The sequence below is a fragment of the Pseudoxanthomonas sp. F11 genome (assembly GCF_037046485.1).
GTDB lineage: Bacteria > Pseudomonadota > Gammaproteobacteria > Xanthomonadales > Xanthomonadaceae > Pseudoxanthomonas_A.
Genome location: NZ_JBANLZ010000001.1, coordinates 121,950 through 146,658, shown reverse-complemented (window position 1 = coordinate 146,658; position 24,709 = coordinate 121,950). Strand labels below are relative to the sequence as shown.

Here is a 24,709-nt window from a genome sequence, read left to right as displayed (position 1 = left end):
GCTTCACCCCAGCAACTGGTCCACCAGCCAGTACAGCAGGTTGAACGGTTTGGCCTTGTCGGCCTTGTCGTCCTGCTCGCTGGCATCCAGCACCTTGCCCCGGCCATCCAGCACGCTGTCGATGAAGTGCTTCAGTTCCAGGTTCTGCGCCTGCACGTCGGCGTTCTTGAAGTCGACGATGGTGGTGCAGTGGCTTTCGTTGAGCGCGCGGTACTGCGGGAAATAGCCGCCGACGTTGTCCAGGCCATTCAGGCGGTCGCGCAGGCGTGCGGTGTCCATGTCCCAGCGCGCATGGATGCGGGCTTCCTTGGTCGCCTGGTCGGGCGCGTTGGCGATGTCGGGATAGAAGCGCTCGTACGAGTACGAGGAATAGTTGAGGTCCTTCCAGAAGTGCGTATGGCCCAGGCGGTCGTTCGCGTACTTGCTGGACAGCGCGGGATACAGGCTGCCGAGTTCGTCGAGGTCGAACTGCGGCAGGCCGCTGGCGAGATAGGGCAGCGGGCCGTTCGGCTGGTCCAGCCCCCAAGCGCTGCGGATCAGGGCCATCAGCGGTTGCGAGGGATAGTCGACCGGGTTGCCGTTCTTGGGCGTGGGGAAGATCGGGCCCGAATCGTCGATCAGGAAGCTGCGCGTGGGCGCCAGGTCGCGGCGCAGCGGGTGGTAGCTGGTCAGGCTGCCGGCACCACCGGCGCTGCAGCCGGTGGACAGCATCTGGGTGGGGCGTGGCAGGTTGTCCTTCAGCCAGCTCACCACCGCGCGCACGTTGCGCACGCCGTTGTGGTGCCACACCAGCGGCGCGTTCTGCCCGCTCGGGTCGTCGTAGACCGCCACGCGGTCGCCGCTGTAGATGTCGCCCGTGCAGTAGGGGATGTAGACCATGTTCCAACCCTGCGTCTTCACCGCATCGAACGGACTGACGCGGGTGACGAAGGGACTGACCAGGCTCGCGCCCGGGTTCAGCAGGCTCATGTAGTCGTCGGGAATGCCGTTGGGATTGCGTGCGCCGCGTACGCCGGTCTGGCCGGTGCAGCTGGCGTAGTCCCAGCAGGCGCCACCGCCTTCCATGTAGACGATGGTATTGCGCGTATCGGCCACGCGGTTGACGAAGAACTTGAAGGGCGAGCCGTCGCCGCAGACCGCGCCGGTCGAGGGCGCCAGCTGGATGGTCTGCCAGGCGTCGTAACGGCCGGGCTGGAAGCCGTCGCTGAAGCCGGACGGATTGGACAGCAGCGGATAGCTGCCGGTGCGCTGCGCAGCGGTCACCTTGTTGTCGGCCTTGGGCGGCGAGACCAGGTTCACCAGGGTCTGCCAGAAGCTGTAATCGCCTTCTTCGGCCTTGAGTGGCGCGGCGATGGCGATCGCGAGCGCTGCGGTGGAGAGGACAAGCGGCAGGCGTGCGGGTCGTACGGGTGCAACCATGATCGGATCCTCCGGCGAGAGTCTGTGGACGTTCAACGGGATGGACTGCCTTGGCGTGCGGCACGCGTGGGGGCGGCGACCGTACAGCGGCGCATGGTGGTGCGTTCGTCGCGCCACGGGATTAAGTCCGCGTGATGGCGTCGGCTTTGGCTGCCCTGGCCCCCGGAATTGGCCGCGATGCCCCCCTTCGGCGCCCGCGCGGGCGGTCAGGTAAACGGAGCGATCCCGCGTCGCAGCACGCAGGTGGTACAGGCGTGCGGTATCGCGCCGGGCAACGGATCGTTGCGGGCGGACGCCTTGCCGCAGGCCGGCCGTGGATCGAACATGCGCACGCACGCCGCCGAATGCGCCGTGGACTCCCCGGGGATGGCAATGCAGGATCTGGTCGACCGATACGGCGCACTGCTGGTGTTCGCCAATGTGCTGGCGTTGTCGCTGGGTCTGCCCGTACCGGCGATGCCCACCTTGGTCCTGGTGGGTGCGGGGCTGGCGCTGCAGCCGGAGGCGATGTGGCTGCCGCTGCTGGGCGTGTTGGCGGTGTCGGTGGCCGCCAGCCTGATCGGCGACAGCGTGTGGTTCTACGCCGGTCGCCGCTACGGCAACCGTACGCTGCAGTCACTGTGCCGGCTTTCGCTGTCGCGCGACACCTGCATGAAGCGCACGGAACGCTTCTACGGCCGTTTCGGCGTCCGCGTCCTGTCGGTGGCGAAGTTCATCCCCGGCCTGTCGATGGTGTCCGTGCCGCTGGCCGGCGCCATGCAGGCGAGGCTGCCGCTGTTCCTGCGTTACGACGGCCTGGGTGCTGCCCTGTGGGCGGCGCTGGGGCTGGGACTGGGCGTGGTGTTCGCCCGCCAGGTGGAAACGGTCATCGATGCGTTGTCGCAGCTGGGCACTGGCGCCGGCGTGGTCATCGGCGTGCTGCTGGCGGCCTACGTGGGCTGGCGCTGGTGGCGTCGGCGCACGCTGCTGAGGTCGCTGGAGGGGGCGCGGATCGATCCGCCGGAACTCGAAGCCCTGGTCCGGGCGGGCCAGCCGCCGGTGGTGTTCGACATCCGCGCGCCGGGTTTCCGCGACGTGGACCCGTACGTCATCCCGGGCGCGGTGTTCGCCGACGAGCGCCAGCTGGACGGGATCCTGGCCACGTATCCGCGCGATGGGAAGGTCGTCATCTACTGCGCCTGCCCGGATGAAGTATCCGCAGCGTGGATGGCGGCGAGGCTGCGCGAGGCCGGCTTCCGCGACGTGCTGCCGCTGCGGGGCGGCATCGATGCGTGGCGGGACGCCGGCTACGGGGTGGAACGGATCGGCGGCTGAGCGCGTCCGCCGCGGTCAGTGCTCGATGCACACCCGGTTGCGGCCTTCGCTTTTGGCCCGGTATAGGGCCGCGTCCGCCGCGGCCATCATCCGGCTGACCGTGTCGCGCTCGGGGGTCAGTGCGGCGATGCCGATGCTCACCGTGATGCGCTGCGGCTGGCCGCCGGGCCGGAACACCACCGTCTCTACCGCCTCCCGCAGGCGCTCGGCGAAGCCGTAGGCGGCTTCCGGCCCGCATTCGGGCAGCAGCACGGCGAATTCCTCGCCGCCGATGCGGGCGGCCGCGTCGTCGTTGCGTACATGCCGGCGCACCAGTCCGGCGATCTGCTTCAGCACCTGGTCGCCGGAGATATGGCCGTAGCGGTCGTTGATCGGCTTGAACAGATCCACGTCGATGATGCACATGGTCAGCGCGCGCTGGTGGCGCATGGCGCGGGCGATCTCCTTCTCCACCGTTTCGATGAAATGGCGGCGGTTGTACATCTCGGTCAGCGCATCGTGGGTGGCGAGCTGGTAGATCTCCTCGTGGTAACGCGCCTCCACGCTGCTGTGGCTGATGAACTTCAGGATGCTCTCGCCCAGGGTGATGTGGTCGCCGTCGACCAGCGCCGACTGCGCCACCGGCGTATCGTTCAGCCGGGTGGTGTTGGTGGCGCCGAGGTCGCGCACCCAGTAGGTGTCGCCGTCGCGCCAGAGCTCGCAGTGCAGGCGCGAGACGCTGTTGTGCGGGATGTGCAGGTCGGCTTCCTGCGAGCGGCCCACGCGCACCCGGGCGGTGTCGATGTCCGCACGCCGGCCCAGGCCTTCGCCGTGGATCACCACCACGCAGGCCGAGCGCGGCGAGGCCGGCCGCGGGCCGTCGCTCAGGATGGTCCGTTGCGTGGTGGGTGGATCGTGGGGGTCCCGGGACATGCGCGTGCGGCTGGCAGGTGCGGGCCCGAGTGTACCGGATCGGTCGGTCAACTCACGCTTCCGATACCATGCCGGGGCGCACCGGGGACCGTGGAATGACATCGCAGCCTTACGACGAACTCGCACCCACCGAGAGCCTGGCCACGCGACTGCAGGATGCGCCGACCGCGGCCGACGGCACGCTGGCGCCCGGGGCGCGCCTGGGGCATTACCGCATCGAGGGCCTGCTGGGTCGCGGCGGCATGGGCGAGGTCTACCGCGCCACGCAGCTGGAACCGGTGCGCCGGGAGGTGGCCCTGAAGCTGATGCGCGCGCAGCGCCTGCAGGCCCGCCACCTGGCCTGGTTCGAAGTGGAGCGGCAGGTGCTGGCGCAGATGCGCCATCCGGCCATCGCCCAGATCTACGATGCCGGCACCACGGAGGAGGGCTATCCCTTCTTCGCGATGGAGCTGATCGAGGGCAGCCCGATCACGCGCTACTGCCGGGAGCAACGGCTGTCGCTGGACGAACGCGTGGCGTTGTTCATCCGCGTCTGCGAGGGGGTGCAGCACGCGCATCACAAGGGCGTGGTCCACCGCGACCTGAAGCCGGGCAACCTGCTGGTGGACACGCTCGACGGCCGGCCCGCGCCGAAGATCATCGATTTCGGCATCGCGATGGCCGCGTCGCTGGCCGGCGACGCCGCACTGGAGCGCGCGGGCACGCCCGAGTACATGAGCCCCGAACAGGCGCATGGTGACGCGCGCCAGGTGGACACGCGCAGCGACGTGTACTCGCTGGGCGTGGTGCTGTGCGAACTGGTGAGCGGCGTGCGCCCCGAGGCCGTGGGCGAGACCTGGTCGGCGGAAACGCCGACCGCCGTCGCGCCGTCGTCGCGGCTGGCGGCGCTGCCGGCCGAGCAGGCGCGGCAGGTGGCGCAGGAGCGCGGCCTGTCGCTGCCGCGCATGCGCGAGCGCCTGCGCGGCGATCTGGACTGGATCGTGCTGAAGGCCATGCAGCACGATCGCGACGCCCGCTACGGGTCCGTCGCGGCGTTGGCCGACGACCTGCAGCGCTATCTCGAGGGGCGCACCGTGGCGGCGGTACCGCCGAGCCGCGCCTACGTGTGGCGCAAGTTCCTGCGCCGCCACCGCGCCGCAGCCGTCGCCGCGGGCTTCGCGCTGGTCGCGTTGCTGGGGGGTCTAGCGTTGTCGTTGTACGGTCTGCAGCAGGCGCGCACGCAACGCGCACTGGCCGAAACGCGCAGTGCGGAGCTGGAGAAGGTGGCTGCGTTCCAGCAGTCGATGCTGGAGGAAATCGACATCGAGACGATGGGCGTGGGCCTGGCCGAGGGTCTGGCGGCGCAGGTGGCCGAACGCGACCCGGTCGCCGCCGCCGCCTTCGGCGCCACCCTGGCCAAGGCCAGTACCGGTGATCTCGCTCGCGACCTGGTGGACCGCCAGCTGCTGGCCAATGCGGAAGCGGCCATCTCCCGCGATTTCGCCGACCAGCCCGACGTGGCCGTCGGCCTGCGCGAGTCCGTGGCGCGCGTCTACGCCGCGATCGGCCTTTACGACAAGGCCGCCGAGCTGTTCGGCCGGGTGGCCGAGCACCGCGCCGCTCGCCTTGGCGACGGCGCACCGGAGACGCTGCGCGTGCGCAACGAGCAGGTGCAGGCGCTGTTGGAAGGGGCGCACCTCGACCAGGCCGAGGCCGTGCTGGAGAAAGCGCTGCCGCGCGCGTTCACCCTGCCTGCCAACGACCGCGTGCGGGTCAAGCTGGAACTGGCACAGGCGCAGGTGATCTCGGCCCGCGGCGACCGACCGCGGGCGAAGGGCGTCGTCGAGGCAGTCCGTGCACGATTGATCGAGGTCGCCGGCGAGCGGGATCCGGCCACCCTGGAGGCCACCAACAATCTGGCCGCCGTGCAGCGCAACCTGGGCGAACTGCCCGAGGCACGCGCGAACATGGAGCAGGTGGTGGCCGGCCGCACCGCGGTGCTCGGTCCCGACCACGAAGAGACGTTGTCGGCCATGGGCAACCTGGCCGTGCTGCGCATCATGAACCGCGAGAAGGACGCCGCCATCGCCATGCAGCGCGACCTCACTTCGCGCTACGTGCGCAAGCTGGGCAGCGAGCATCCGGTCACGCTGCAGGCACGCAGCACGCTGGCGACGATGATGGTGGACGCCGGCGCCGCCGCCGCCGCGCTGCCGCTGCTCAAGGATGCGCTGGCCGCGCGCGAGCGCGTCCTCGGGCGCGATCACCCGCAGTCGGTAAGGACTCGCCTGAACCTCGCCACGGCGTACGCACGCCTGGAGGACTACGCGGCCGCGCTGCCGCTGGAGGAACAGGTCATCACGGTGCGCAGCCGGATGCAGGGCCCATCGCATCCGGACACGCTGTCCATCCTGATCAACCATGCCGGCACGCTGCTCAATGCGGGGCAGCCCGAGGCCGCGCTGCGCCTGCTGTCGGATGTGCAGCCACTGGCGTTGAAGGTGCTGGGTGAAAGGCACCCGCAGGCGCAGATGACCATGGTGATCCGCGCCGAAGCCCTGCGCGTGTCCGGGCGCACGCGCGAGGCGCTGGACGAGTACCGCCGCCTGTTCGAACTGCGACGCAAGGTGCTGGGCGAGACGCACGTGGAAACGCGCACCGCGGCGTGGAACCTGATCGACACCAGTCGCGAACTGGGCCTGACCACGCAGGCCGACGCGCTGGAGCGGCAGTACATCGCCCCCCTGCTTGCGGCCGATCCGGCCACGCTGGCCGATGCGGACGCCGAGTTCGTCAAACGTTACCGAGAAGGCAGGCGGCCTGGCAAACAGGGCTGAGCGCCGGCCCCGTCACTCGCCGGGTTTGGCCGCCGCGCTGGGCGCCTCGGACGCGGCGCGGCGCGACAGCACCGCCTCGCGGTGCGCGATGTAGGCGTTGGCGCCAAAGATGATGCCGGCGCCGGCCAGCGTCCATGCGTCCAGCGTTTCGTCGAACAGCAGCCAGCCGAACAGCGCCACCACCGGCAACTGCATGAAGCTGATCGGCGTCAGGGCCGAGACCTCGCCCAGCTTCAGCGCGCGCGTCCACAGCATGTGGCCGCCGGTGCCCAGCACGCCGGCGGCGACCACCCACACCCAGGTGATGCCCTGCGGCCATTCCCATACGGCCAGTGCCGGCAGCAGCGACATCGGCACCCACAGCAGGGTGGTGTAGATGACGATGCGGTCGGCCGGCTCGGTCTGCGAGAGCTGCTTGATCTGGATCGCCACCAGTGCGCTCATCACTGCCGCCAGCACGGCGATCATCGCGTCCGCGGTGAATTCCGCGGTGCCGGGCCGCACGATCACCAGCACGCCCACGAAACCCAGCACCACCGCGGTCCAGCGGCGCGCGCGCACGCGTTCGTTGAGCATCGCGGCCGCGGCCAGGGTGACGAACAGCGGCGTGGAGTACGACAGCGACACCGCTTGCGCCAGCGGCAGGTGGCCGATGGCCCAGAAGCCGGCCAGCATCGAGCAGATGCCGATCACGCAGCGGAACAGGTAGCGCGGGAACTGGGTGGTCTTCAGGAACCCCGGGCCGTGCCGCAGGATGAGCGGCGCCGCGGCCAGCAGGCCGAAGAAATTGCGGAAGAACGCGATCTCGAACGTGTGCAAAGTGGCCGAGGCCAGCCGGATCGCCACCACCATCAGGGCGAACAGCACCGTGCTGCCCAGCATCAGCACGGCGGCGCGGAAGTGGGCGGGAATGGCGGGCATGCGCGGTGGTCGGGCTACCAGCGGGCGCCGATGATCTTCGGTTCCGGCTCGATCCCCACGCCGAAGCGCGCGTGCACGGATTCGGCGATGCGCCGCGCCAGCCCCAGCAGCGCGGCGCCGGTGGCCTGCCCGTGGTTGACCAACACCAGGGCGTGCGCGGCGGAGACGCCCGCATCGCCATCGCGGTGGCCCTTCCAGCCGCAGGCTTCGATCATCCATGCAGCGGACAGCTTGCGGTTGTGCGGGGCGTCGCCACGGAATACCGGCAGCGTGGGATAGTCGACCAGCATCGCGTCGGCCTGCGCCTGCGAGACGATGGGATTCTTGAAGAAGCTGCCGGCATTGCCCACCACGGCCGGATCCGGCAGCTTGCGTCGGCGGATCCGGATCACCGCCTCGGCCACCTCGCGCGCGGTCGGCGCGGAGATTCCCATCGCGTCGAGTTCCTCGCCGATGCCGGCGTAATCCAGGCGCAGGTGCGGCGTGCGCGGCAGCACGAACTCCACCGCCGTCACCAGGTAGCGGTCGGCCTGGTGCTTGAACACGCTGTCGCGGTAAGCGAATGCGCAGGCGTCGCGGTCCAGCCGCACCATCGCGCCCGCATGGCGGTCCAGCGCTTCGACCACGGCGATGAACTCGCCCACCTCGGTGCCGTAAGCGCCGATGTTCTGGATGGGCGACGCGCCGGCGGTACCGGGGATGAGGGCCAGGTTCTCCAGCCCGCACAGGCCCTGCTCCAGCGTCCACATCACCAGCGGGTGCCAGGCGACGCCGGCATCGGCGCGCACGCGCGCCTGTCCGCCGTCGTCGGACAGCACGCGCAGGCCATGCGTGGCCATGGCGATCACCGCGCCCGGTGCATCGCCGGCGAACAGCAGGTTGCTGCCGCCGCCGATCACCAGGCTTTCGGATTCGGCGACCTGCGGCAGCGCCATCACTTCGGCCAGCGCCGAAGCGTCGTCCACTTCGACCAGCCAGGGCGCCAGCGCCTGCACGCCGAAGGTATTGCGGTCGCGCAGCGGGGCGTTGGCGGTGAGGCGGTAGCCTGGCGTCATTCCGGCGCCACCGGCCCGCGGCTCGGCGCTTCGCGACGGCGTCGGATGGCTTCCACGCATTCGCGGATCAGCTCCGGGCCGCGGTACACCAGGCCGGTGTAACACTGCACCAGCGATGCGCCGGCAGACATCTTCGCCACCGCATCGGCGCCGGACAGGATGCCGCCCACGCCGATCAACGGAATGCTGTCGGGCAGGCGCGTGCGCAGGCGGCGCAGGACCAGCGTGGCCTGGCCCATCAACGGCGCGCCGGACAGGCCGCCGGTTTCCCGCGCCAGCGGATGGTCCTGCACGCTCAGGCGCGACACGGTGGTGTTGGTGGCGATGACGCCATCCACCTGCATGTCGCCCAGCACGCGCGCGACCGCGTCGATGTCGCTGTCGGACAGGTCGGGCGCGATCTTCACCAGCATCGGCACGCGCTTGCCGTGCTGCGCCGCCAAGTCCTCCTGCGCATCGCGCAGCGTGCCGATCAGCTGGCGCAATGCCTGTTCTTCCTGTAGTTCGCGCAGGCCGGCGGTGTTGGGCGAGGAGATGTTGACGGTCACGTAGTCCGCCAGCGGATAGACGCGTTCCAGGCAGTACAGGTAGTCGGACGCGGCGCGTTCGTTGGCGGTGTCCTTGTTCTTGCCGATGTTGATGCCCAGCAGGCCACGGTCGCGGCGAGCGGCTTCCACGTTGCGCACCAGCGCATCGACGCCTTCGTTGTTGAAGCCCAGCCGGTTGATGACGGCCTGATGCTGCGGCAGGCGGAACATGCGCGGCTTCGGATTGCCCGGCTGCGGTCTGGGCGTGACCGTGCCGATCTCGACGAAGCCGAAACCCAGCGCGAACAGCGCATCGATGTGCGCACCGTTCTTGTCCATGCCGGCGGCCAGGCCGACCGGATTGGGGAAGGTCAGCCCCATCACCTTGGTGGGCATCGGCGCGATGGGGCGGGCCACCAGCGGTGTGGTGCCGGTGCGGTAGGCCAGGTCGAGGGCCTTCAGGCCCAGGCCGTGGGCGGTTTCGGCATCCAGGCCGAAGAGAAAGGGGCGGGCGAGGGGATACATGGCGGCGGGCGGGATCAGTTCAGCGTCGCCAGCCAGGCCAGGCCGCCCAGGAACAGGAAGAGCACCGCGATGCCGATGATCCACAGCAGCGCCGACAGCCAGCCCAGGATCAGGCCGCCGATGGCCAGTCCGTCGCCTTCCAGCGCACCGCCGCTGCGGCGGATCTCCGCGCGCGCCATGTGGCCGGTGACGATCGCCACCAGCGTGCCCAGGACCGGCAGGAGGGTCCAGCCGAGGATGCCGGACACGAGGCTGGCGATGGCGAGGCTGCTGGTGGTGCGTGCTGGGTTCATCAGGAGCTCCGTGCAGGGGTCAGGGAGGCGATGGCACTGGATCGGACAGGCAAAAAAAAGCGCCGCCCGATGAGGGAGGCGCGATTATCCCAGATGCTGGCCCGTTCAGGGCAGCCGGCATGCGGGCATGCCGGCCGTCTTGCGGGTCAGAGGTCGAACTTGATGCCCTGCGCCAGCGGCAGCGAGTCGGAGTAGTTGATCGTGTTGGTCTGCCGGCGCATGTAGACCTTCCACGCGTCCGAGCCGGACTCGCGGCCGCCGCCGGTTTCCTTCTCGCCGCCGAAGGCGCCGCCGATCTCGGCGCCGCTGGTGCCGATGTTGACGTTGGCGATGCCGCAGTCGCTGCCGGCCGCCGACAGGAACTGTTCGGCCGCCTTCAGGTTCTGGGTGAAGATCGACGAGGACAGGCCCTGCGGCACGGCGTTCTGCATCTCGATGGCCTCGTCCAGGGTCTTGTACTTCATCACGTACAGGATCGGGGCGAAGGTCTCGTGCTGCACCACTTCATCGGAGTTCTTCAGGCCGGTGACGATGGCCGGCAGGACGAAGTTGCCCGGACGGTCGATCGCGGTGCCGCCGGTTTCGACGGTGCCGCCGCTGGCCTTGGCCTTGGCGATCGAGTCCAGGAACTGCTGCACCGCGCCCTGGCTGTTGAGCGGGCCCATCAGGTTGGCCGGGTCCAGCGGGTCGCCGATCTTGCCCTCCACCTGCTTGTACGCCTTGATCAGCGTGGACAGCACGGTGTCGTAGATCGATTCGTGCACGATCAGGCGGCGCGTGGTGGTGCAGCGCTGGCCGGCCGTACCGACGGCGCCGAACACGATGCCGGGGATGGCCAGCTTCAGGTCGGCGGTTTCGTCCAGAATGATCGCGTTGTTGCCGCCCAGCTCCAGCAGGCTGCGGCCCATGCGGCGGGCGACGCGCTCGCCCACGGTGCGCCCCACCTGGGTGGAACCGGTGAAGCTGATCAGCGGGATGCGCTTGTCGTCGACGAACTGCTGCGCCAGCTCGACGCCGGCGTCGTTGATCAGGAAGAAGATGTCCGGGAAGCCGCCTTCCTTCAGCGCCTCGTTGCAGATCTTCATGCTGGCTATCGCGGTGAGCGGGGTCTTGTTGGACGGCTTCCAGATGCAGACGTCGCCGCAGATCGCGGCCAGGAACGAGTTCCACGCCCACACCGCGACCGGGAAGTTGAACGCGCTGATGATGCCGACCAGGCCCAGCGGATGGTACTGCTCGTACATGCGGTGGCCGGGACGCTCGGAATGCATGGTGTAGCCGTACAGCATGCGGCTCTGGCCCACGGCGAAATCGGCGATGTCGATCATCTCCTGCACTTCGCCATCGCCCTCGGGCTTGCTCTTGCCCATTTCCAGCGCGACCAGCGAACCCAGCGCGTCCTTGTGCCTGCGCAACGCCTCGCCGCACAGGCGGATGGCTTCGCCGCGGCGCGGCGCCGGCGTGGTGCGCCAGATCTTGAACGCGGCCTGCGCGCGCGCGACGACCTTCTCGTAGTCGGCCTGGCTGCTGGCATGGACCTCGGCGATCACCTCGTTGGTGGTGGGGTTGATCGACTGCAACAGGCCGGCGTCGGTGGTCGTGGCCCACTCGCCGCTGCCGAGGTAGGTGCCGGAATTGGTGCTGGCAAGGCCAAGGGCCTTGAGAAGGTCTGCGGGCATGAAGTGCTCCAGGGATCGAATGCGGGGATGCGGCCGGGCCGCATCGCGGGGGCATGATTCTACCAGAGCGGGCGGGCGCGAACGCCGGGAAATCCCGTGCATTTCAACCGCTTACGTTGCCGTTGATTCGCTGTCGGCGTCTGTTCGGATTGCCGAGCCGGAGGTGGCGCTATCGGCGATCTGCCGATGCGCAGCGGCGCCTGCAGGGCAGGGAATGGCGGCCCCGACACGATTCGAACGTGCGACCTGTCCCTTAGGAGGGGACCGCTCTATCCAGCTGAGCTACGGGGCCATCGTTGATGCTAAGAATAGCGCAGTCCGGCAAATGGCCCAAAGCGTGCGCGATCCCGGAGCGCTGGGTGATCCTCAGCACGCCCGCGGTTCGTTCGACGGAAGTCTGCGTGGTGGTGTGGGACAACGTCGTTGTCGGAATAGTCCGATACCCGGCCGCGTCGTCCCACGTCAAACTGCCCTCACTGCCCACTCCAGGAGGCCCCCATGGAGTTTCGGAATCCTCGCTCAGTCATGTATCCGCACCGTCTGGCTCTGCGCATGCCGAGAGGGTGCCTTGGCCTGCTTGCCTGCGTTCTCGCTCGGGTCAGTTTCGCAACGCCCGCGGACGCGCCGGTCGTGGAGGGGGAGGCTGACGGTTCAGACATCGCTTTTCATTGCGCACCCGAGCGGTCCAGCGTGATCCTTGCGGATCAACCGCAGCGTCTCCGGCGTGGTTACGAGGCACGTGTCATCGATCTGGGCTCGCTTGTCGTCTATGGCAAGGCAGACTCCCGCGGTGAGGTCCTCCGCATAGGCACGAAAGCGTTGACGTCGGAGTGCGGAGCGCTGACCGTCGTGATACGGGGTGCCTACTACAATGCAAATCCGCAAGGCGAACTGGGAGCGGCAGAGGACTATGCCGTCGTCACCATCCGGGAGCAGGACCGCGTCCTCCTGGGGCCCATCGCCTTGGGTACTTGCTCGAAAGGTAGTCCTCGCTATGACACACACGCGAAATGCCCAGAGGAGTGGGCAACGCATGTGGAGATGCATGCGGTGCAGAACGGAGCCTATTCGGTTCAGCTGCAGCACGCTTACTACGAATGGATGACAGTGACGCCGTAGGGGGAACTGATTGGTTTCAGTTGCATCCATCTGAAATCATTGGCTTTGTTGCGTCGCAGCGCTTGACAGACCCCGGGGGTGCCGTGGTCTTCTTCGTGCATGCGCTCCCACGCCCACGCCACTGCGGATACGACGACGGCCCCGATGCCGGCGAGCCCGCGTGCGCACGGCGGACGCACGACCCCGATTACGACCATTACCACCCTGACTCGTCAGGTGCGGCCGGTCGTGTTCGCGTAATCCGCAACCCACGGCCCCGCACCCGGATCAGGATGCAGGGCCACCCCGATTCCTGATGCGTGCCGGGCCTCCTTACCGAGGTTCCTGACCCATGTCGTCCCGCAGCGCCGAAGTCGAACAGCCCAAACCCCGCACCGTCGTCCACAAGTTCGGCGGCACCTCCGTCGCCGATGCCGAACGCTATCGCCACGTGGCCAAGCTGCTGCTGGCGCGCGACGAGGAGGTGCAGGTCACCGTGGTGTCGGCCATGAAGGGCGTCACCGATGCGCTGATCGAACTGTGCGAGCTGGCCGCCGCCAACCGGCCGGAATGGCACGAAAGCTGGCATGCGCTGCGCGCCCGTCATCGCGGCGCGGCGGTGGCGTTGCTGGGCGAAGCGGCCGGGCCGGTGATCGAGTGGGTGGACGAGCGCTTCCAGAAGCTCGAGGAGATCCTCAACGCGCTGATCGTCATCGGCGGCCTGCCGGAGCTGGTGCTGCAACGCGTCCAGGGCTTGGGCGAGGTGTGTTCCGCGCGGTTGCTGGGCGAATACCTGACGCTGCAGGGCGAGGACTGCGCCGTGCTGGATGCACGCGAGGTGCTGCGCGTCGATCACGGTGAACTGGGCGTGGTGGTGGACTGGGAGGACAGCGCGCGGCGGCTCGCGGCGTGGCGGGACGCGCACCCGCAACGACGCGTGGTGGCCACCGGCTTCGTCGCGCGTGACCGCGAGGGGCGCTTCACCACCCTGGGCCGCAACGGCAGCGACTATTCCGGCGCGATCTTCGCGGCGTTGTACGACGCGGCCGAACTGCACATCTGGACCGACGTCGATGGCGTGCTGTCCGCCGACCCGCGCGTGGTTCCCGAGGCGGTACAGCTGGGTGCCCTGAGCTACGACGAGGCCTGCGAACTGGCGTATTTCGGCGCCAAGGTCGTGCATCCGCAGACCATGTCGCCGGCCATGGAGCGGGGACTGCCCATCATCATCCGCAACACCTTCCATCCGGAACATCCGGGTACCCGCATCACCGCCGAGCGCGACGCGGTGGGCCCGGTGAAGGGTCTGACGCTCAGCGCCGACCTGGCCCTGCTCAACCTGGAAGGCACCGGCCTGATCGGTGTGCCCGGCACGGCGGAGCGCGTGTTCGCCGCGCTGCGCAACGCGCATGTCTCGGTGGTGATGATCTCGCAGGGCTCCTCCGAGCATTCGATCTGCTGCGTGGTCAGGGCCAGCGAGGCCGCCAAGGGACAGGCGGCGCTGCTGGATGCCTTCGCGCACGAGCTGGATACCCGCCAGATCCAGCGCGTACAGCGCCGCGACGGCGTCAGCGTGCTGGCCGCCGTCGGCGACGGCATGGCCGGCACCCCGGGCGTGTCGGCGCGCCTGTTCGGCGCGCTGGGGCGCGCGCAGGTGAACATCCTGGCGATCGCGCAGGGCTCGTCCGAGCGCAACATCTCCGTGGCCATCGACAGCGCCGACGCCACCAAGGCGCTGCGCGCGGCGCACGCCGGCTTCTGGCTGTCGCCGCAGACCTTCGCCATCGGCGTGATCGGGCCGGGCAACGTCGGCGCGGCGCTGATCGAGCAACTGCGCGCCGCGCAGCCGCAACTGCTGGCCAAGGCCAACCTGGACCTGCGCCTGCGCGCCATCGCCTCCAGCACGCGCATGGTGCTGGAAGAGCGCAGCCTGGGCGACGACTGGCGCGCGCGTTTCGACGCCAGCACGCAGGCCGCGGACCTGGACCGCTTCACCGAGCACCTGCTGTCGGCGCACATGCCGCACGCGGTGATCGTCGACTGCAGCGCCAGTCCGCTGGTGGCCGACCGTTATGCGGGATGGCTGGCCGCCGGCATCCACGTGGTCACGCCCAACAAGCAGGCCGGTGCCGGTCCGCTGGCGCGCTACCACGCCATCCGCGATGCCGCGTCCGGCAGCGGCGCGCGTTTCCGCTACGAAGCCACCGTCGGCGCTGGCCTGCCGGTGATCTCCACGCTGCGCGATCTGCTGGATACGGGCGATGCGGTGGTGTCGGTGGAGGGCATCTTCTCCGGCACGCTGGCATGGCTGTTCAACAAGTTCGACGGCAGCGCGCCGTTCTCGCGGCTGGTCACCGAGGCGCGTGGCCTGGGCTATACCGAACCGGATCCGCGCGACGACCTGTCCGGCACCGACGTGGCGCGCAAGCTGGTGATCCTGGCCCGCGAAGCCGGACGCGAACTGGCGCTGGAGGACGTGGACGTGGAGAGCCTGGTGCCCGAATCCCTCCGCCAGGCGAGCGTGGACGATTTCATGGCCCGGCTGCACGAGGTGGATGCCGGTTTCGCCGACCGGTTGGCGAAGGCGCGTGCCGCCGGCAACGTGCTGCGTTACGTCGCCCGGCTGGATGCCGAAGGCCATGCCAGCGTGGGGCTGGTGGAACTGCCCGCGGCGCACGCATTCGCCAACCTGCGCCTGACCGACAACATCGTGCAGTTCACCACGCGCCGATACTGCGACAATCCGCTGATCGTGCAGGGCCCGGGCGCGGGCCCGGAAGTCACCGCGGCCGGCGTGTTCGCCGACGTGCTGCGCGTGGCCGCGGGGCAGGGCGCGAAGCTGTGACGCATCCGGGAACGAACGACATGGAGTGGGCATGAGGCAGCAGGCAAGTGCGTTTTCGCCGGCATCGGTGGGCAACGTGGGCGTGGGATTCGACATCCTGGGCCATGTGATCGAAGGCGTCGGCGACACCGTGACGGTGCGTCGCATCGAGGCGACGGATGTGCGCATCACCGGCATCCACGGCGCCACCGTCGACCTGCCGCTGGATGCGCCGGGCAATACCGCCGGTGCGGCGCTGATCTCGCTGCGCGAAGCGCTGGCGCTGCCGTTCGGCTTCGAGGTGGAGATCGAGAAGGGCATTCCCCTCGGCTCCGGCATGGGCGGTTCCGCCGCATCGTGCGTGGCGGCCCTGGTCGCGGCCAATGCGCTGCTCGATGCGCCGGTGACGCGCGAGCAGCTGTATCCGCACGCCCTGGTCGGCGAGGCCGTTGCCAGCGGTGGCAAGCATGGCGACAACCTGGGGCCGATGCTGCTGGGCGGCCTGGTGCTGTCCACGGCGGACCGGCTGGTGCGTGTGCCCGTCCCGGACCATTGGCACAGCGTGCTGGTGCATCCGGAGGCGATCCTGGAGACGCGCCGCGCGCGCGCCGCGTTGCAGGGCGCCTACGAACTGAAGGAGTTCGTGGCGCAGAGCGCGAACCTTGCGCTGGTGCTTGCGGGCTGCCATGCCGGCGACGCCGGACTGGTGCGCGAAGGCCTGCGCGATGTGCTGGTGGAACCGCGGCGCGCGCCGTTGATCGCCGGCTTCGGCGCGGCGAAACAGGCGGCACTGGACGCCAATGCGATGGGGGCGAGCATTTCCGGCGCCGGCCCCAGCGTGTTCGCCTGGTTCGAATCGCGTGGCGAGGCCGAAGCGGCGGCGCCTGCCGTGCAGGCGGCTTTCGCGGCCGCCGGTTTCGACAGCCAGGCCTGGGTATCGCCGATCAACGCGACGGGCGCCGAACTGCTGTCCGCGACCTGAATCCCTTCCCCCACGGCCGCCGCATACGCCGCCTTGCCACGACAGACCATGAACTTCATCTCGACCCGCAACACCGCGCCCGCCGCCACGCTCAGCCAGGCCATCGCCGCCGGACTGGCTCCCGATGGCGGACTGTACGTACCGGACGTGCTGCCTGCGCCGCGCGAGCTCGCGGCCGGGGACGACATCGCTTCCACTGCCGCCACGCTGCTGGCGCCATTCTTCGCCGGTGATGCGCTGGCAGGCGAACTGGCGGCGATCTGCCGGGAGGCGTTCGATTTCCCGGCGCCGCTGCGCCCGCTGGGTACGCCGGACGACCACGTGCTGGAGCTGTTCCACGGGCCCACGGCGGCATTCAAGGATTTCGGTGCGCGCTTCCTGGCCGCGAGCATGGCGCGTGTACGCCGCAACGAGACCGCGCCGCTGACGATCCTGGTGGCGACGTCCGGCGATACCGGCGCGGCCGTCGCTGCGGCATTCCACCGTCAGCCGGGCCTGCGGGTTATCGTGCTGTATCCGGATGGGCGCGTGTCGCCGCGCCAGGCGCACCAGCTGGGCTGCTTCGGGGACAACATCGTGGCGCTGCGCGTGGCGGGTTCGTTCGACGACTGTCAGGCGTTGGTGAAGCGCGCGTTGAACGACGCCGAGCTGCAGGCGCAGGCCCCGCTCAGTTCCGCCAACAGCATCAGCCTGGGCCGCCTGCTGCCGCAGATGAGCTACTACGCGCATGCGGCGTTGAGCCACCGGGCAGCCACCGGCCGAACGCTGAATCTCGTCGTGCCCACGGGCAACCTGGGCAATGCGCTGGCCGCGATCCTTGCCCGCACGCTGGAGGTGCCGCTGGGACGCATCGCCTTGGCCACCAACGCCAACCGGGTGCTGCCCGCCTTCTTCGCCGGCGGCGCCTACGCGCCGGCGGCGAGCGTGGCGACGCTGGCCAATGCGATGGACGTCGGGGCGCCCAGCAACTTCGAGCGCCTGCGCTGGCTGTACGCCGGCGATGACGTCGCGTTGCGCGCAGCCTTCACCGCCAGTGAGGTCGACGACGCGACCATCCGCGAGGTGATCGCGCGCCGCTACCGCGACCATGGCGAAGTGCACTGCCCGCATACCGCCACGGCGGTGAAGGTGCTGGAAGACCTGCGTGCACAGGGCGGGGAGGGCGACTGGGCCGTGGCGGCCACGGCGCACCCGGCCAAGTTCGAAAGCGTGGTGGAGCCGCTGATCGGGCGCGCGGTCGAGGTGCCGCCCGCACTGGCCGACCTGCTGTCGCGTCCTGCGCATGCCGATCCGATTCCTGCCGACTACGACGCCTTGCGCGAGCGCGTGCTGCCGTAGTCGGGATCCATCTGGCACAAGGCAGGAGCTCCTGCGCTAAGCTCATCGGATGACGCGCCATTTCTTGCCCGCCCTCTTGCTGGCCACGCTGCTGTGGGGGATCGCCCCGTCTGCCGCGCAGGCGCAGTCCGCGGTCTCGCCGCCCGACGTCCGTACGCTGAAGCCCGGCGAATTCCTGTGGTACCCGCAGATCGCGCCGGAAGGTCCGGTAGTGCTGGTGGTCAGCCTGGACGAACAGCGCGCCTATGTGTACCGCAACGGCATCGCCATCGGCGTGTCGACGATCAGCTCCGGCAAGGCGGGCAAGGAAACCCCCACCGGCGTGTTCACCATCCTGCAGAAGAACAAGGATCACCGGTCCAACCTCTACAACGATGCCCCCATGCCGTACATGCAGCGGCTCACCTGGGACGGCATCGCCCTGCATGGCGGCCACCTGCCGGGATACCCGGCATCGCATGGCTGCGTGCGCCTGCCGCAGGCGTTCGCGGAGAAGCTGTTCGGCATCACCCGCTTCGGCGATTCGGTGGTGGTGGCCAATGCGAAGGCGTCGCCGGCCAGCGTCGTGCATCCTGCGGTGCTGGCGCCGGTCATCGCCGGCGGGCAGGCCGCGTACCCGGCGCTGTCGGCCTACGAGGTGTACTGGAACGAAGCCGCCTCGCCGGAGGGCCCGGTCAGCATCCTCGTCAGCCTGTACGACCAGCGCGTGTCGGTGTTGCGCAACGGCGTGCTGATCGGTTCGGCGCCCTTGCAGAAAATTCAGGATTTCGCCCTCAACGGCACCGTGCTGCTGGTGATGACGACGGAGATGGAAGACATCCCCAGCCTGCTGGATCCGCAGCAGAAGGAGCACCGCTGGGTCGCCCACCGCGTGCTGGGCGAGGCGGACACGCCCATGCCGTCCCTGCGCTCGCTGGGCGATGCGCTCTGGATCCCGCAGGACTTCGCCCGCCGGCTATACGGCATCCTGACTCCCGGCACCACCGTGCTGCTGTCGGACCTGCCGGGCGTGCGCGCAACGCCGGCCGAACAGCCGACGGTGCCGGTCTTGGAATCGGATGAAGCGGGCCCCACCTCGGCTTTACGCTGAGCGGTGTGGAGGGAACCCGGGCACGGCGCATCCTGTCCCCCCGTTCCCGAGCCTGATCATGAAGCGTTGCCTGTCCGTCCTGCTGTTGAGCTGCACCCCGACCGCCGTGGCGCTGGCGGCCGACGCGCCCCCGCGTGTCGGCCCCGGTCGTCTGGCCGAGGCTCTCCACCGGGCGGCGCCGGGCGTTGACCGCGAGGTGCTGGCCATGGCCACGCACGCGATGGCCTGCACCCTGCGGCGCGGCGACGCCGACGTGCCGATGCGCCGGCTCAGTGTGATCGACTACAGCCGACCGTCCACCCAGCCGCGGCTGTGGGTGTTCGACCTGGAAAAAGCCCGCCTGCTGTTCGAGGAGCGCGTCGCGCATGGCCGCAATACCGGCGAGAACCTGGCCACCCGCTTCTCCAATGCCACCGGCAGCTATATGTCCAGCCTGGGCGCCTTCGTCACCCAGGAGGCCTACCGTGGTTCCAACGGGTACTCGCTGCGCCTGCAGGGACTGGAGCCCGGCTTCAACGACAAGGCGCGCGAGCGCGCCATCGTCATCCACGGCGCTCCCTACGTCAGCGACGCGCTGGTGCGTTCGCAGGGCCGGCTGGGCCGCAGCCTGGGGTGCCCGGCCGTCAGTACCGCCGTGGCGCGGCCGCTGATCGACAGCATCCGCGGCGGTTCCTTCGTGTTCGCGTATTACCCCGACCCCGCCTGGCTGAAGCAGTCGCGCCTGTTGAGCGCCGATTGCGGAAGCGGCGTGGCCGCTCGCGCCGCATCGTCGGCTGCGGGCCGCTGACGCGGATCAGGGCTTCAGCGGGATCCTGAGAAAGCGGCGTCCGTCCCGATCCGGGTCGGGCAGCCGGCCGGCGCGGATGTTCACCTGCAACGACGGCAGCAGCAGGACGGGTGCGGCCAGGGTGGCATCGCGCGCCTCGCGCATGGCCACGAAGCTGGCTTCGTCCACGCCGCCGCCCACATGGATGTTGCGCGTCTTCTCTTCGCCCACCGTGGTTTCCCATGCGAAGTGGTCGCGTCCCGGTGCCTTATAGTCGTGGCACAGGTACAGGCGCGTGGCGTCCGGCAGTGCGAGCAGCCTGTGGATGGAACGGTACAGCGTGCGTGCATCGCCGCCCGGGAAGTCCGCGCGTGCGGTGCCATAGTCGGGCATGAACAACGTGTCGCCGACGAACACCGCCTCGCCGATGCGGTACGACACGCAGGCCGGCGTATGGCCGGGCGTGTGCATCACCTCGACCTGCAGCCCGCCGATTGCGATGGTCTCCCCGTCGCGGAAAAGACGGTCGAATTCGCGGCCGTCGCCGCTGACATCGTCCAGCCCGAACACGGGCGCGAACGTGCGCTGTACCTCGGTGATGCGCGCGCCGATGCCGATCGGGGCACCGGTTTTTTCCTTCAGGTACGGCGCTGCGCTGAGATGGTCGGCATGTGCGTGCGTCTCCAGCACCCAGTCGACGGACAGGCCTTGGTCAGCGACGAAGCCGAGCAGGTCATCCGCCGAGCGGTGCGACACGCGGCCGGTGCGGTGGTCGTAGTCCAGCACCGGATCGATGATCGCGGCACTTCGCGTGGCCGGATCCCAGACCACGTAGCTGACCGTGTGGGTGGCTTCGTCGAACTGCGCATGCACCCGGGGTTGTGTCATGGCAGGGCTCCTGGCGGGTTGCGGCGGCCCATCATGGCAGCCCGCACGCACGCGGCCAAGCGCTCTCAGGACGCTTTCGCGGAGAACTCCTCGAATGCTTCCAGTGCATGCGCCGCATACATCAGCGATGGGCCACCGCCCATGTAGACGGCGACGCCCAGCATCTCCTGGAACTCCTCCGGCGTGGCACCCAGGCGCACCAGCGCCTTGGCATGGAAACCGAGGCAGCCATCGCAGCGCGCCGCCACGCCGATCGCCATCGCGATCAGTTCCTTGGTCTTCTCGTCGAGCGCGCCGGCGGCCATTGCACCGCGCGCCATGGCGCCGAATCCCTGCATCACCTCCGGCGCCGCCGTGCGGAAGGGGCCGAGGTGCCGGTTGATGCGGGTGGTCAGTTCCTGATAACGGTCTGCACTGGACATGGGAATACCTTGTGGTCTCGGATTAGTGGTGTCGCACGATGGGCAGGCCGTGGCTCTGCCACGCCGCCATGCCACCGGCCAGGTTGAGATAGGTGCGCGCGGGGTCGCCTGACAGGATGGCCTGGGCCACGCGCGAGCGCATGCCGCTCTGGCAGACCAGCACGACCTCGCGCGTACCGGCGGGGAGGTGGGCATCCAGCAGCGCGGTGCCGCCGGCGCGCAGTTCGCCCAACGGAATGTTGAGGGCGCCCTGCACATGACCGCGTGCGAACTCGCCCTGTTCGCGCACGTCGACCAGGGCGGCTCCCCGGTTGAGGCACGCGACCGCTTCCTGCGGAGAAGCCTGCGCCCCGCGGCGGCCGAACAGGGACTTGAGCATACCCAGCATCATGACTTTCGCGTGCGCTGCCGGGGCGCGGGCGCCGCGGCCGGTGCGCAGTAGATGCCGTGCAGCGTATGCATGACCTGCGCCGCCGGCCCCGGCATCAGTGCGTAGAACACGTTCTGGGCCTCGCGGCGCGTCTGCACCAGGCCTTCTTCGCGCAGCACGGCCAGGTGCTGCGACAGCGCGGACTGGCTCAGGTCGAGCAGGGCGTTGATGTCGCCCACCGAGCGCTCGCCCGCGGTCAGCAGGCACAGGATCTGCAGCCGCTTCTCGTTGGCGAGGGCCTTGAGCAGTTGCGCCGCATCGCCTGCATGCGCCTGCATGGCGGCGATGTCGAACGTGGACGTGGAGAGGCTGCGGGTCATGCGGGTTCCGGGGTGAGGGGATGGCCGGCATTGCGCCATGCGGTGAGCCCGCCCGCAAGCGAGCGCACACGGGTGAAGCCGAGCGCCTGCAGGCTGTCGGCCGCCAGCGCCGAGCGTCCGCCGGTGAGGCAGTACAGCACCAGCTCACGGTCGGCGACGGCCAGCGCTTCGCTGGTGGTGCAGGCCATCGCCGGGTGCGCGTGGATCTGGAATTCCAGCACGCCGCGCGGCAGGTTGATCGCGCCCGGCAGGTGGCCCTGCGCGTATTCCGAGGGTTCGCGCACATCGATCAGGACGCAGTCGTCCTGCGCCGCCAGCTGGTCGGGCGCGATCTCTTCGATACGGCCGCGTGCCTCGGCCACCAGATCCTGGACGGTGCGTGCCATGGATGCCTCCAATATATTAGTTGACTCTAATATTAGTAGATGCTAATTTGTATTGCAAGCCGACCGGCACTCCTGCCGGCGGCGGCCATCGAACCTGGAGGGGAAGACATGGCACGCATCGTCGTACTGGGTGCAGGCATCGGGGGCATGAGCGCCGCCTACGAACTGCGCGGCACCTTGGGACAAGGGCCCGAGATCACCGTGATCGGGGAGGGCGACCGCTTCTCGTTCACGCCCTCCAACCCCTGGGTCGCCGTGGGCTGGCGCAAGCCGTCCGATGTCGAGATGCCGGTCGCCCGCTACCTGGCGAAGAAGAACATCGCCTTCGAGGGCGTTGGTGCCGAGCGGGTCGAGCCCGACCACAGCCGTGTGCGGCTGCGCGACGGGCGCACCCTCGACTACGACTATCTGGTGATCGCGACGGGTCCGCGACTGGCGTTCGATGAAGTGCCGGGCCTGGGGCCGGAAGGCGGCTTCACCCACTCGATCTGCACCACGCCGCACGCGACCACCGCGTGGCAGGCCTACCAGGCCTTCCTCGAGAACCCGGGGCCGGTGGTCGTGGGTGCGGCGCCGATGGCCAGCTGCTTCGGGCCGGCGTACGAGTTCGCGATGATCCTGGACAGCGACCTGCGCAAGCGCAGGCTGCGCGACAGGGTGCCGATCACCTACGTCAGCCCGGAACCGTACGTCGGACACATGGGGCTGGGGGGCGTCGGCGATTCCAGGGGCATGATGGAATCGGAGTTCCGCCAGCGCCACATCCAGTGGATCACCAACGCGAAGATCACCGCGGTGCGCGAGGGCGAGATGGACGTGTCCGAAATGGACGATGCCGGTCAGCCGAGGAAGATGCACACCCTGCCGTTCCGATATTCGATGGTGCTGCCGGCCTTCACCGGCGTGCCGGCCGTGCGCCAGGGCGAGGGGCTGTGCAATCCGCGGGGTTTCATCCTGATCGACAAGCACCAGCGCAACCCGGCCTATCCCAACATCTTCTCGCTCGGCGTGTGCGTGGCGATCTCGCCCGTGGAGGCCACGCCGGTGCCGACGGGCGCGCCCAAGACCGGTTTCATGATCGAGTCCATGGTCACCGCCGTGGCGCACAACATCCAGGCCGAGCTGGCCGGCAGACCGGTCACCGCCGAAGCGACGTGGAACGCCATCTGCCTGGCGGACATGGGCGACACCGGCGCGGCGTTCGTGGCCCTGCCGCAGATCCCGCCGCGCAACGTCACCTGGGCCAAGGTCGGCAAATGGGTACATGTGGCCAAGATCGCGTTCGAGAAGTACTTCCTGATGAAGATGAAGTCCGGCAACACCGAACCGATCTACGAGAAATACGTGCTCAAGCTGCTCGGCATCATGCGCACCCGCTGATTTCCCCCCATTCCATTTCTGGAGAACCCCTCATGAACCTCGACCGTGCCGTCCTCGGCTTCGCCGGCGTGATGACCCTCGCCAGCCTGGCGCTGGCCCACTTCGTTTCGCCGCTGTGGCTCTGGTTCACCGTCTTCATCGGCGTGAACATGCTGCAGGCCAGCGTGACCGGCTTCTGTCCCGCCGCCATCGTCTTCCGCAAGCTGGGCGTACGCGCCGGCTGCGCATTCAAGTGAGCGCGATGCCTGCCGTGAGCCGCATCGTGATGTCATCGCGCCCGTTGTTGCCGCTGTTGCTGGTGGCCGCCCTGGCCGCGTGCGGGCATGAAGAACCCGCCGCGCCTGCCGCGCGCATCGAGGGACTGCAGACGTTCCAGGTGAAGACTGCCGATGCGGTGGGCGGCCGTGCCTGGGAGGGTGTGGTGGAAGCCGTGCAACAGGCCACGCTGTCGGCGCAGACGAACGGGCGCGTGGTCGCCGTGGCGCGGGATGCCAACGACCGCGTGGCGGCAGGCGACGTACTGGTGCGGCTCAGTGCGGTCGAACAGCAGTCCGGTGTCGACGCCGCCCGCGCCCAGTTGCGCGCGGCCGAAGCATCCGCGACCGAGGCGGAAGCCAACTACCGGCGCTTCGCCAACCTGGCGAAGGACCAGTTCGTCTCACGGGCCCAGCTCGACCAGGCCCGGATGGCGCGCGATTCGGCGGCCGCCGCACGCGACGCCGCCCGCGCCCAGCTGGCGAACGCCGGCCAGCAGACCGACTACACCACGGTGCGCGCGCCCTACGCGGGCATCGTCGCCACCCGCGATGTCGAACCGGGCGAGAGCGTCGGCATCGGCCAGACCCTGATGACCGTGTTCGCACCGGGCGCCTTGCGCATCGAAGTATCGGTGCCGCAGTCGGAAGCGGAGGCGGTCCGGGCCAACCCCGCGGCCGTGGTCACCTTCGACGACGGGCGCCGGATCGATGCCGCCGACGTCATCGTCTTTCCTGCCGCGGATGCGTCCACCCACGCAGTGCGGATCCGCGTGCAGCTGCCGGCGCTCGATGTGCCGCCGCAACCCGGGCTGACCGCGAAAGTGGTGTTCCCGGCCGTGAAGGGCGCGGCATTCCCGCGCGTTCCCGCCAGCGCGCTGCTGCGCCGCGGCGAGGTGACGGCGCTGTATGTGCTCAGCGACGGGCGGCTGTCGTTGCGTCAGGTCAGGGTGGGTGATGCGGCCGGCGATCAGGTGGACGTGATCTCGGGATTGAAGCCCGGCGAGAGGATCGCCACCGATCCGGTCGCCGCGCAGCAGGCGCTGGTGGCGGCGCGCAAGGACGGCTGA

The 24,709-nt window shown here is 69.2% G+C and carries 23 protein-coding genes and 1 tRNA gene; 11 read left to right on the top strand and 13 right to left on the bottom strand.

Annotation, left to right across the window (positions count from 1 at the left end):
• Positions 1–3: 3 nt before the first annotated feature.
• Entirely contained in the window at positions 4–1,419 is a 1,416-nt protein-coding gene (locus V8246_RS00675; RefSeq protein ID WP_284448075.1) for a pectin acetylesterase-family hydrolase, read from the bottom strand.
• Positions 1,420–1,791: 372 nt separating this feature from the next.
• On the opposite strand from V8246_RS00675, the gene V8246_RS00670 reads away from it, so the two are divergent.
• Complete coding sequence (locus tag V8246_RS00670) at positions 1,792–2,733, top strand: DedA family protein/thiosulfate sulfurtransferase GlpE (protein ID WP_336188299.1); 942 nt, start codon at positions 1,792–1,794, stop codon at positions 2,731–2,733.
• A 15-nt stretch (positions 2,734–2,748) separates the two neighbouring features.
• Here V8246_RS00670 and V8246_RS00665 read toward each other — a convergent pair whose 3' ends face one another.
• A complete protein-coding gene (locus V8246_RS00665; protein WP_253460593.1) occupies positions 2,749–3,645 on the bottom strand; it encodes a GGDEF domain-containing protein in 897 nt (298 codons plus the stop codon).
• 95 nt (positions 3,646–3,740) lie between these two features.
• Here V8246_RS00665 and V8246_RS00660 point away from each other — a divergent pair, with 95 nt between their 5' ends.
• Positions 3,741–6,461 carry a serine/threonine-protein kinase gene (locus V8246_RS00660; protein WP_336187487.1) on the top strand — a complete coding sequence of 907 codons (2,721 nt, stop codon included), beginning with the start codon at positions 3,741–3,743 and terminating at the stop codon, positions 6,459–6,461.
• A gap of 12 nt (positions 6,462–6,473) precedes the next feature.
• Here the strand turns inward: V8246_RS00660 and V8246_RS00655 are convergent, their stop codons facing one another.
• The 6 genes from V8246_RS00655 to V8246_RS00630 form a co-directional block, all read right to left on the bottom strand.
• Positions 6,474–7,382, bottom strand: coding sequence for a DMT family transporter (locus tag V8246_RS00655; protein WP_162108900.1), 909 nt, complete (start codon positions 7,380–7,382; stop codon positions 6,474–6,476).
• A 14-nt stretch (positions 7,383–7,396) separates the two neighbouring features.
• A complete protein-coding gene (murB, locus tag V8246_RS00650) occupies positions 7,397–8,437 on the bottom strand; it encodes a UDP-N-acetylmuramate dehydrogenase (protein ID WP_336187486.1) in 1,041 nt (346 codons plus the stop codon).
• Positions 8,434–9,489 carry a quinone-dependent dihydroorotate dehydrogenase gene (locus V8246_RS00645; RefSeq protein ID WP_336187485.1) on the bottom strand — a complete coding sequence of 352 codons (1,056 nt, stop codon included), beginning with the start codon at positions 9,487–9,489 and terminating at the stop codon, positions 8,434–8,436. Before V8246_RS00645 ends, murB begins: the two co-directional genes overlap by 4 nt.
• Before the next feature lie 14 nt (positions 9,490–9,503).
• On the bottom strand, positions 9,504–9,782 hold the full coding sequence (locus V8246_RS00640) for a DUF4190 domain-containing protein (RefSeq protein ID WP_336187484.1): 279 nt from the start codon (positions 9,780–9,782) through the stop codon (positions 9,504–9,506).
• Between the two features lie 146 nt (positions 9,783–9,928).
• The gene (locus V8246_RS00635) at positions 9,929–11,461 is read right to left on the bottom strand and encodes an aldehyde dehydrogenase family protein (RefSeq protein ID WP_336187483.1); all 1,533 of its coding nucleotides are present in this window, start codon (positions 11,459–11,461) and stop codon (positions 9,929–9,931) included.
• A 215-nt stretch (positions 11,462–11,676) separates the two neighbouring features.
• Positions 11,677–11,753, bottom strand: a tRNA-Arg gene (locus V8246_RS00630).
• A 206-nt stretch (positions 11,754–11,959) separates the two neighbouring features.
• Between V8246_RS00630 and V8246_RS00625 the strand changes: the two genes are divergently transcribed.
• The 6 genes from V8246_RS00625 to V8246_RS00600 all read left to right on the top strand — a co-directional run bounded on the left by V8246_RS00625 (position 11,960) and on the right by V8246_RS00600 (position 19,580).
• Complete coding sequence (locus tag V8246_RS00625) at positions 11,960–12,580, top strand: hypothetical protein (protein WP_336187482.1); 621 nt, start codon at positions 11,960–11,962, stop codon at positions 12,578–12,580.
• A 331-nt stretch (positions 12,581–12,911) separates the two neighbouring features.
• On the top strand, positions 12,912–15,404 hold the full coding sequence (thrA, locus tag V8246_RS00620) for a bifunctional aspartate kinase/homoserine dehydrogenase I (protein WP_336187481.1): 2,493 nt from the start codon (positions 12,912–12,914) through the stop codon (positions 15,402–15,404).
• A 31-nt stretch (positions 15,405–15,435) separates the two neighbouring features.
• A complete protein-coding gene (locus tag V8246_RS00615) occupies positions 15,436–16,365 on the top strand; it encodes a homoserine kinase (protein ID WP_336187480.1) in 930 nt (309 codons plus the stop codon).
• A 48-nt stretch (positions 16,366–16,413) separates the two neighbouring features.
• Positions 16,414–17,703, top strand: coding sequence for a threonine synthase (gene thrC, locus V8246_RS00610; protein WP_336187479.1), 1,290 nt, complete (start codon positions 16,414–16,416; stop codon positions 17,701–17,703).
• 64 nt (positions 17,704–17,767) lie between these two features.
• Positions 17,768–18,793 carry a L,D-transpeptidase gene (locus V8246_RS00605; protein ID WP_336187478.1) on the top strand — a complete coding sequence of 342 codons (1,026 nt, stop codon included), beginning with the start codon at positions 17,768–17,770 and terminating at the stop codon, positions 18,791–18,793.
• A 58-nt stretch (positions 18,794–18,851) separates the two neighbouring features.
• On the top strand, positions 18,852–19,580 hold the full coding sequence (locus V8246_RS00600) for a murein L,D-transpeptidase catalytic domain family protein (RefSeq protein ID WP_336187477.1): 729 nt from the start codon (positions 18,852–18,854) through the stop codon (positions 19,578–19,580).
• Between the two features lie 6 nt (positions 19,581–19,586).
• On the opposite strand, the gene V8246_RS00595 is transcribed toward V8246_RS00600, so the two are convergent.
• The 5 genes from V8246_RS00595 to V8246_RS00575 form a co-directional block, all read right to left on the bottom strand.
• Positions 19,587–20,447: an MBL fold metallo-hydrolase gene (locus V8246_RS00595; protein WP_336187476.1), complete on the bottom strand. Its 861-nt coding sequence runs from the start codon at positions 20,445–20,447 to the stop codon at positions 19,587–19,589.
• 65 nt (positions 20,448–20,512) lie between these two features.
• Positions 20,513–20,869, bottom strand: coding sequence for a carboxymuconolactone decarboxylase family protein (locus V8246_RS00590; protein ID WP_187572258.1), 357 nt, complete (start codon positions 20,867–20,869; stop codon positions 20,513–20,515).
• Positions 20,870–20,891: 22 nt separating this feature from the next.
• On the bottom strand, positions 20,892–21,248 hold the full coding sequence (locus V8246_RS00585) for a rhodanese-like domain-containing protein (protein ID WP_336187475.1): 357 nt from the start codon (positions 21,246–21,248) through the stop codon (positions 20,892–20,894).
• A gap of 8 nt (positions 21,249–21,256) precedes the next feature.
• Positions 21,257–21,619: a metalloregulator ArsR/SmtB family transcription factor gene (locus V8246_RS00580; protein ID WP_336187474.1), complete on the bottom strand. Its 363-nt coding sequence runs from the start codon at positions 21,617–21,619 to the stop codon at positions 21,257–21,259.
• Positions 21,616–22,005, bottom strand: coding sequence for a rhodanese-like domain-containing protein (locus V8246_RS00575; protein WP_271250109.1), 390 nt, complete (start codon positions 22,003–22,005; stop codon positions 21,616–21,618). Before V8246_RS00575 ends, V8246_RS00580 begins: the two co-directional genes overlap by 4 nt.
• Positions 22,006–22,113: 108 nt before the next feature.
• On the opposite strand from V8246_RS00575, the gene V8246_RS00570 reads away from it, so the two are divergent.
• Genes V8246_RS00570 through V8246_RS00560 form a run of 3 tightly spaced genes read left to right on the top strand, consistent with a single transcriptional unit; the run spans position 22,114 to position 24,709 of the window.
• A complete protein-coding gene (locus V8246_RS00570; RefSeq protein ID WP_336187473.1) occupies positions 22,114–23,385 on the top strand; it encodes an FAD-dependent oxidoreductase in 1,272 nt (423 codons plus the stop codon).
• A 32-nt stretch (positions 23,386–23,417) separates the two neighbouring features.
• Positions 23,418–23,621, top strand: coding sequence for a DUF2892 domain-containing protein (locus V8246_RS00565; protein ID WP_162108916.1), 204 nt, complete (start codon positions 23,418–23,420; stop codon positions 23,619–23,621).
• A gap of 14 nt (positions 23,622–23,635) precedes the next feature.
• A complete protein-coding gene (locus tag V8246_RS00560; protein ID WP_336187472.1) occupies positions 23,636–24,709 on the top strand; it encodes an efflux RND transporter periplasmic adaptor subunit in 1,074 nt (357 codons plus the stop codon).

Bases quoted from the DNA above. Each gene is read 5' to 3' on its own strand.
- V8246_RS00575 (WP_271250109.1), bottom strand. From the start codon at position 22,005: ATGGCACGCACCGTCCAGGATCTGGTGGCCGAGGCACGCGGCCGTATC.
- thrC (WP_336187479.1), top strand. From the start codon at position 16,414: ATGAACTTCATCTCGACCCGCAACACCGCGCCCGCCGCCACGCTCAGC.
- V8246_RS00580 (WP_336187474.1), bottom strand. From the start codon at position 21,619: ATGACCCGCAGCCTCTCCACGTCCACGTTCGACATCGCCGCCATGCAG.
- V8246_RS00590 (WP_187572258.1), bottom strand. From the start codon at position 20,869: ATGTCCAGTGCAGACCGTTATCAGGAACTGACCACCCGCATCAACCGG.
- thrA (WP_336187481.1), top strand. From the start codon at position 12,912: ATGTCGTCCCGCAGCGCCGAAGTCGAACAGCCCAAACCCCGCACCGTC.
- V8246_RS00665 (WP_253460593.1), bottom strand. From the start codon at position 3,645: ATGTCCCGGGACCCCCACGATCCACCCACCACGCAACGGACCATCCTG.
- V8246_RS00625 (WP_336187482.1), top strand. From the start codon at position 11,960: ATGGAGTTTCGGAATCCTCGCTCAGTCATGTATCCGCACCGTCTGGCT.
- V8246_RS00565 (WP_162108916.1), top strand. From the start codon at position 23,418: ATGAACCTCGACCGTGCCGTCCTCGGCTTCGCCGGCGTGATGACCCTC.
- murB (WP_336187486.1), bottom strand. From the start codon at position 8,437: ATGACGCCAGGCTACCGCCTCACCGCCAACGCCCCGCTGCGCGACCGC.
- V8246_RS00595 (WP_336187476.1), bottom strand. From the start codon at position 20,447: ATGACACAACCCCGGGTGCATGCGCAGTTCGACGAAGCCACCCACACG.
- V8246_RS00635 (WP_336187483.1), bottom strand. From the start codon at position 11,461: ATGCCCGCAGACCTTCTCAAGGCCCTTGGCCTTGCCAGCACCAATTCC.
- V8246_RS00670 (WP_336188299.1), top strand. From the start codon at position 1,792: ATGCAGGATCTGGTCGACCGATACGGCGCACTGCTGGTGTTCGCCAAT.
- V8246_RS00645 (WP_336187485.1), bottom strand. From the start codon at position 9,489: ATGTATCCCCTCGCCCGCCCCTTTCTCTTCGGCCTGGATGCCGAAACC.
- V8246_RS00655 (WP_162108900.1), bottom strand. From the start codon at position 7,382: ATGCCCGCCATTCCCGCCCACTTCCGCGCCGCCGTGCTGATGCTGGGC.
- V8246_RS00585 (WP_336187475.1), bottom strand. From the start codon at position 21,248: ATGCTCAAGTCCCTGTTCGGCCGCCGCGGGGCGCAGGCTTCTCCGCAG.
- V8246_RS00570 (WP_336187473.1), top strand. From the start codon at position 22,114: ATGGCACGCATCGTCGTACTGGGTGCAGGCATCGGGGGCATGAGCGCC.
- V8246_RS00660 (WP_336187487.1), top strand. From the start codon at position 3,741: ATGACATCGCAGCCTTACGACGAACTCGCACCCACCGAGAGCCTGGCC.
- V8246_RS00600 (WP_336187477.1), top strand. From the start codon at position 18,852: ATGAAGCGTTGCCTGTCCGTCCTGCTGTTGAGCTGCACCCCGACCGCC.
- V8246_RS00615 (WP_336187480.1), top strand. From the start codon at position 15,436: ATGAGGCAGCAGGCAAGTGCGTTTTCGCCGGCATCGGTGGGCAACGTG.
- V8246_RS00640 (WP_336187484.1), bottom strand. From the start codon at position 9,782: ATGAACCCAGCACGCACCACCAGCAGCCTCGCCATCGCCAGCCTCGTG.
- V8246_RS00675 (WP_284448075.1), bottom strand. From the start codon at position 1,419: ATGGTTGCACCCGTACGACCCGCACGCCTGCCGCTTGTCCTCTCCACC.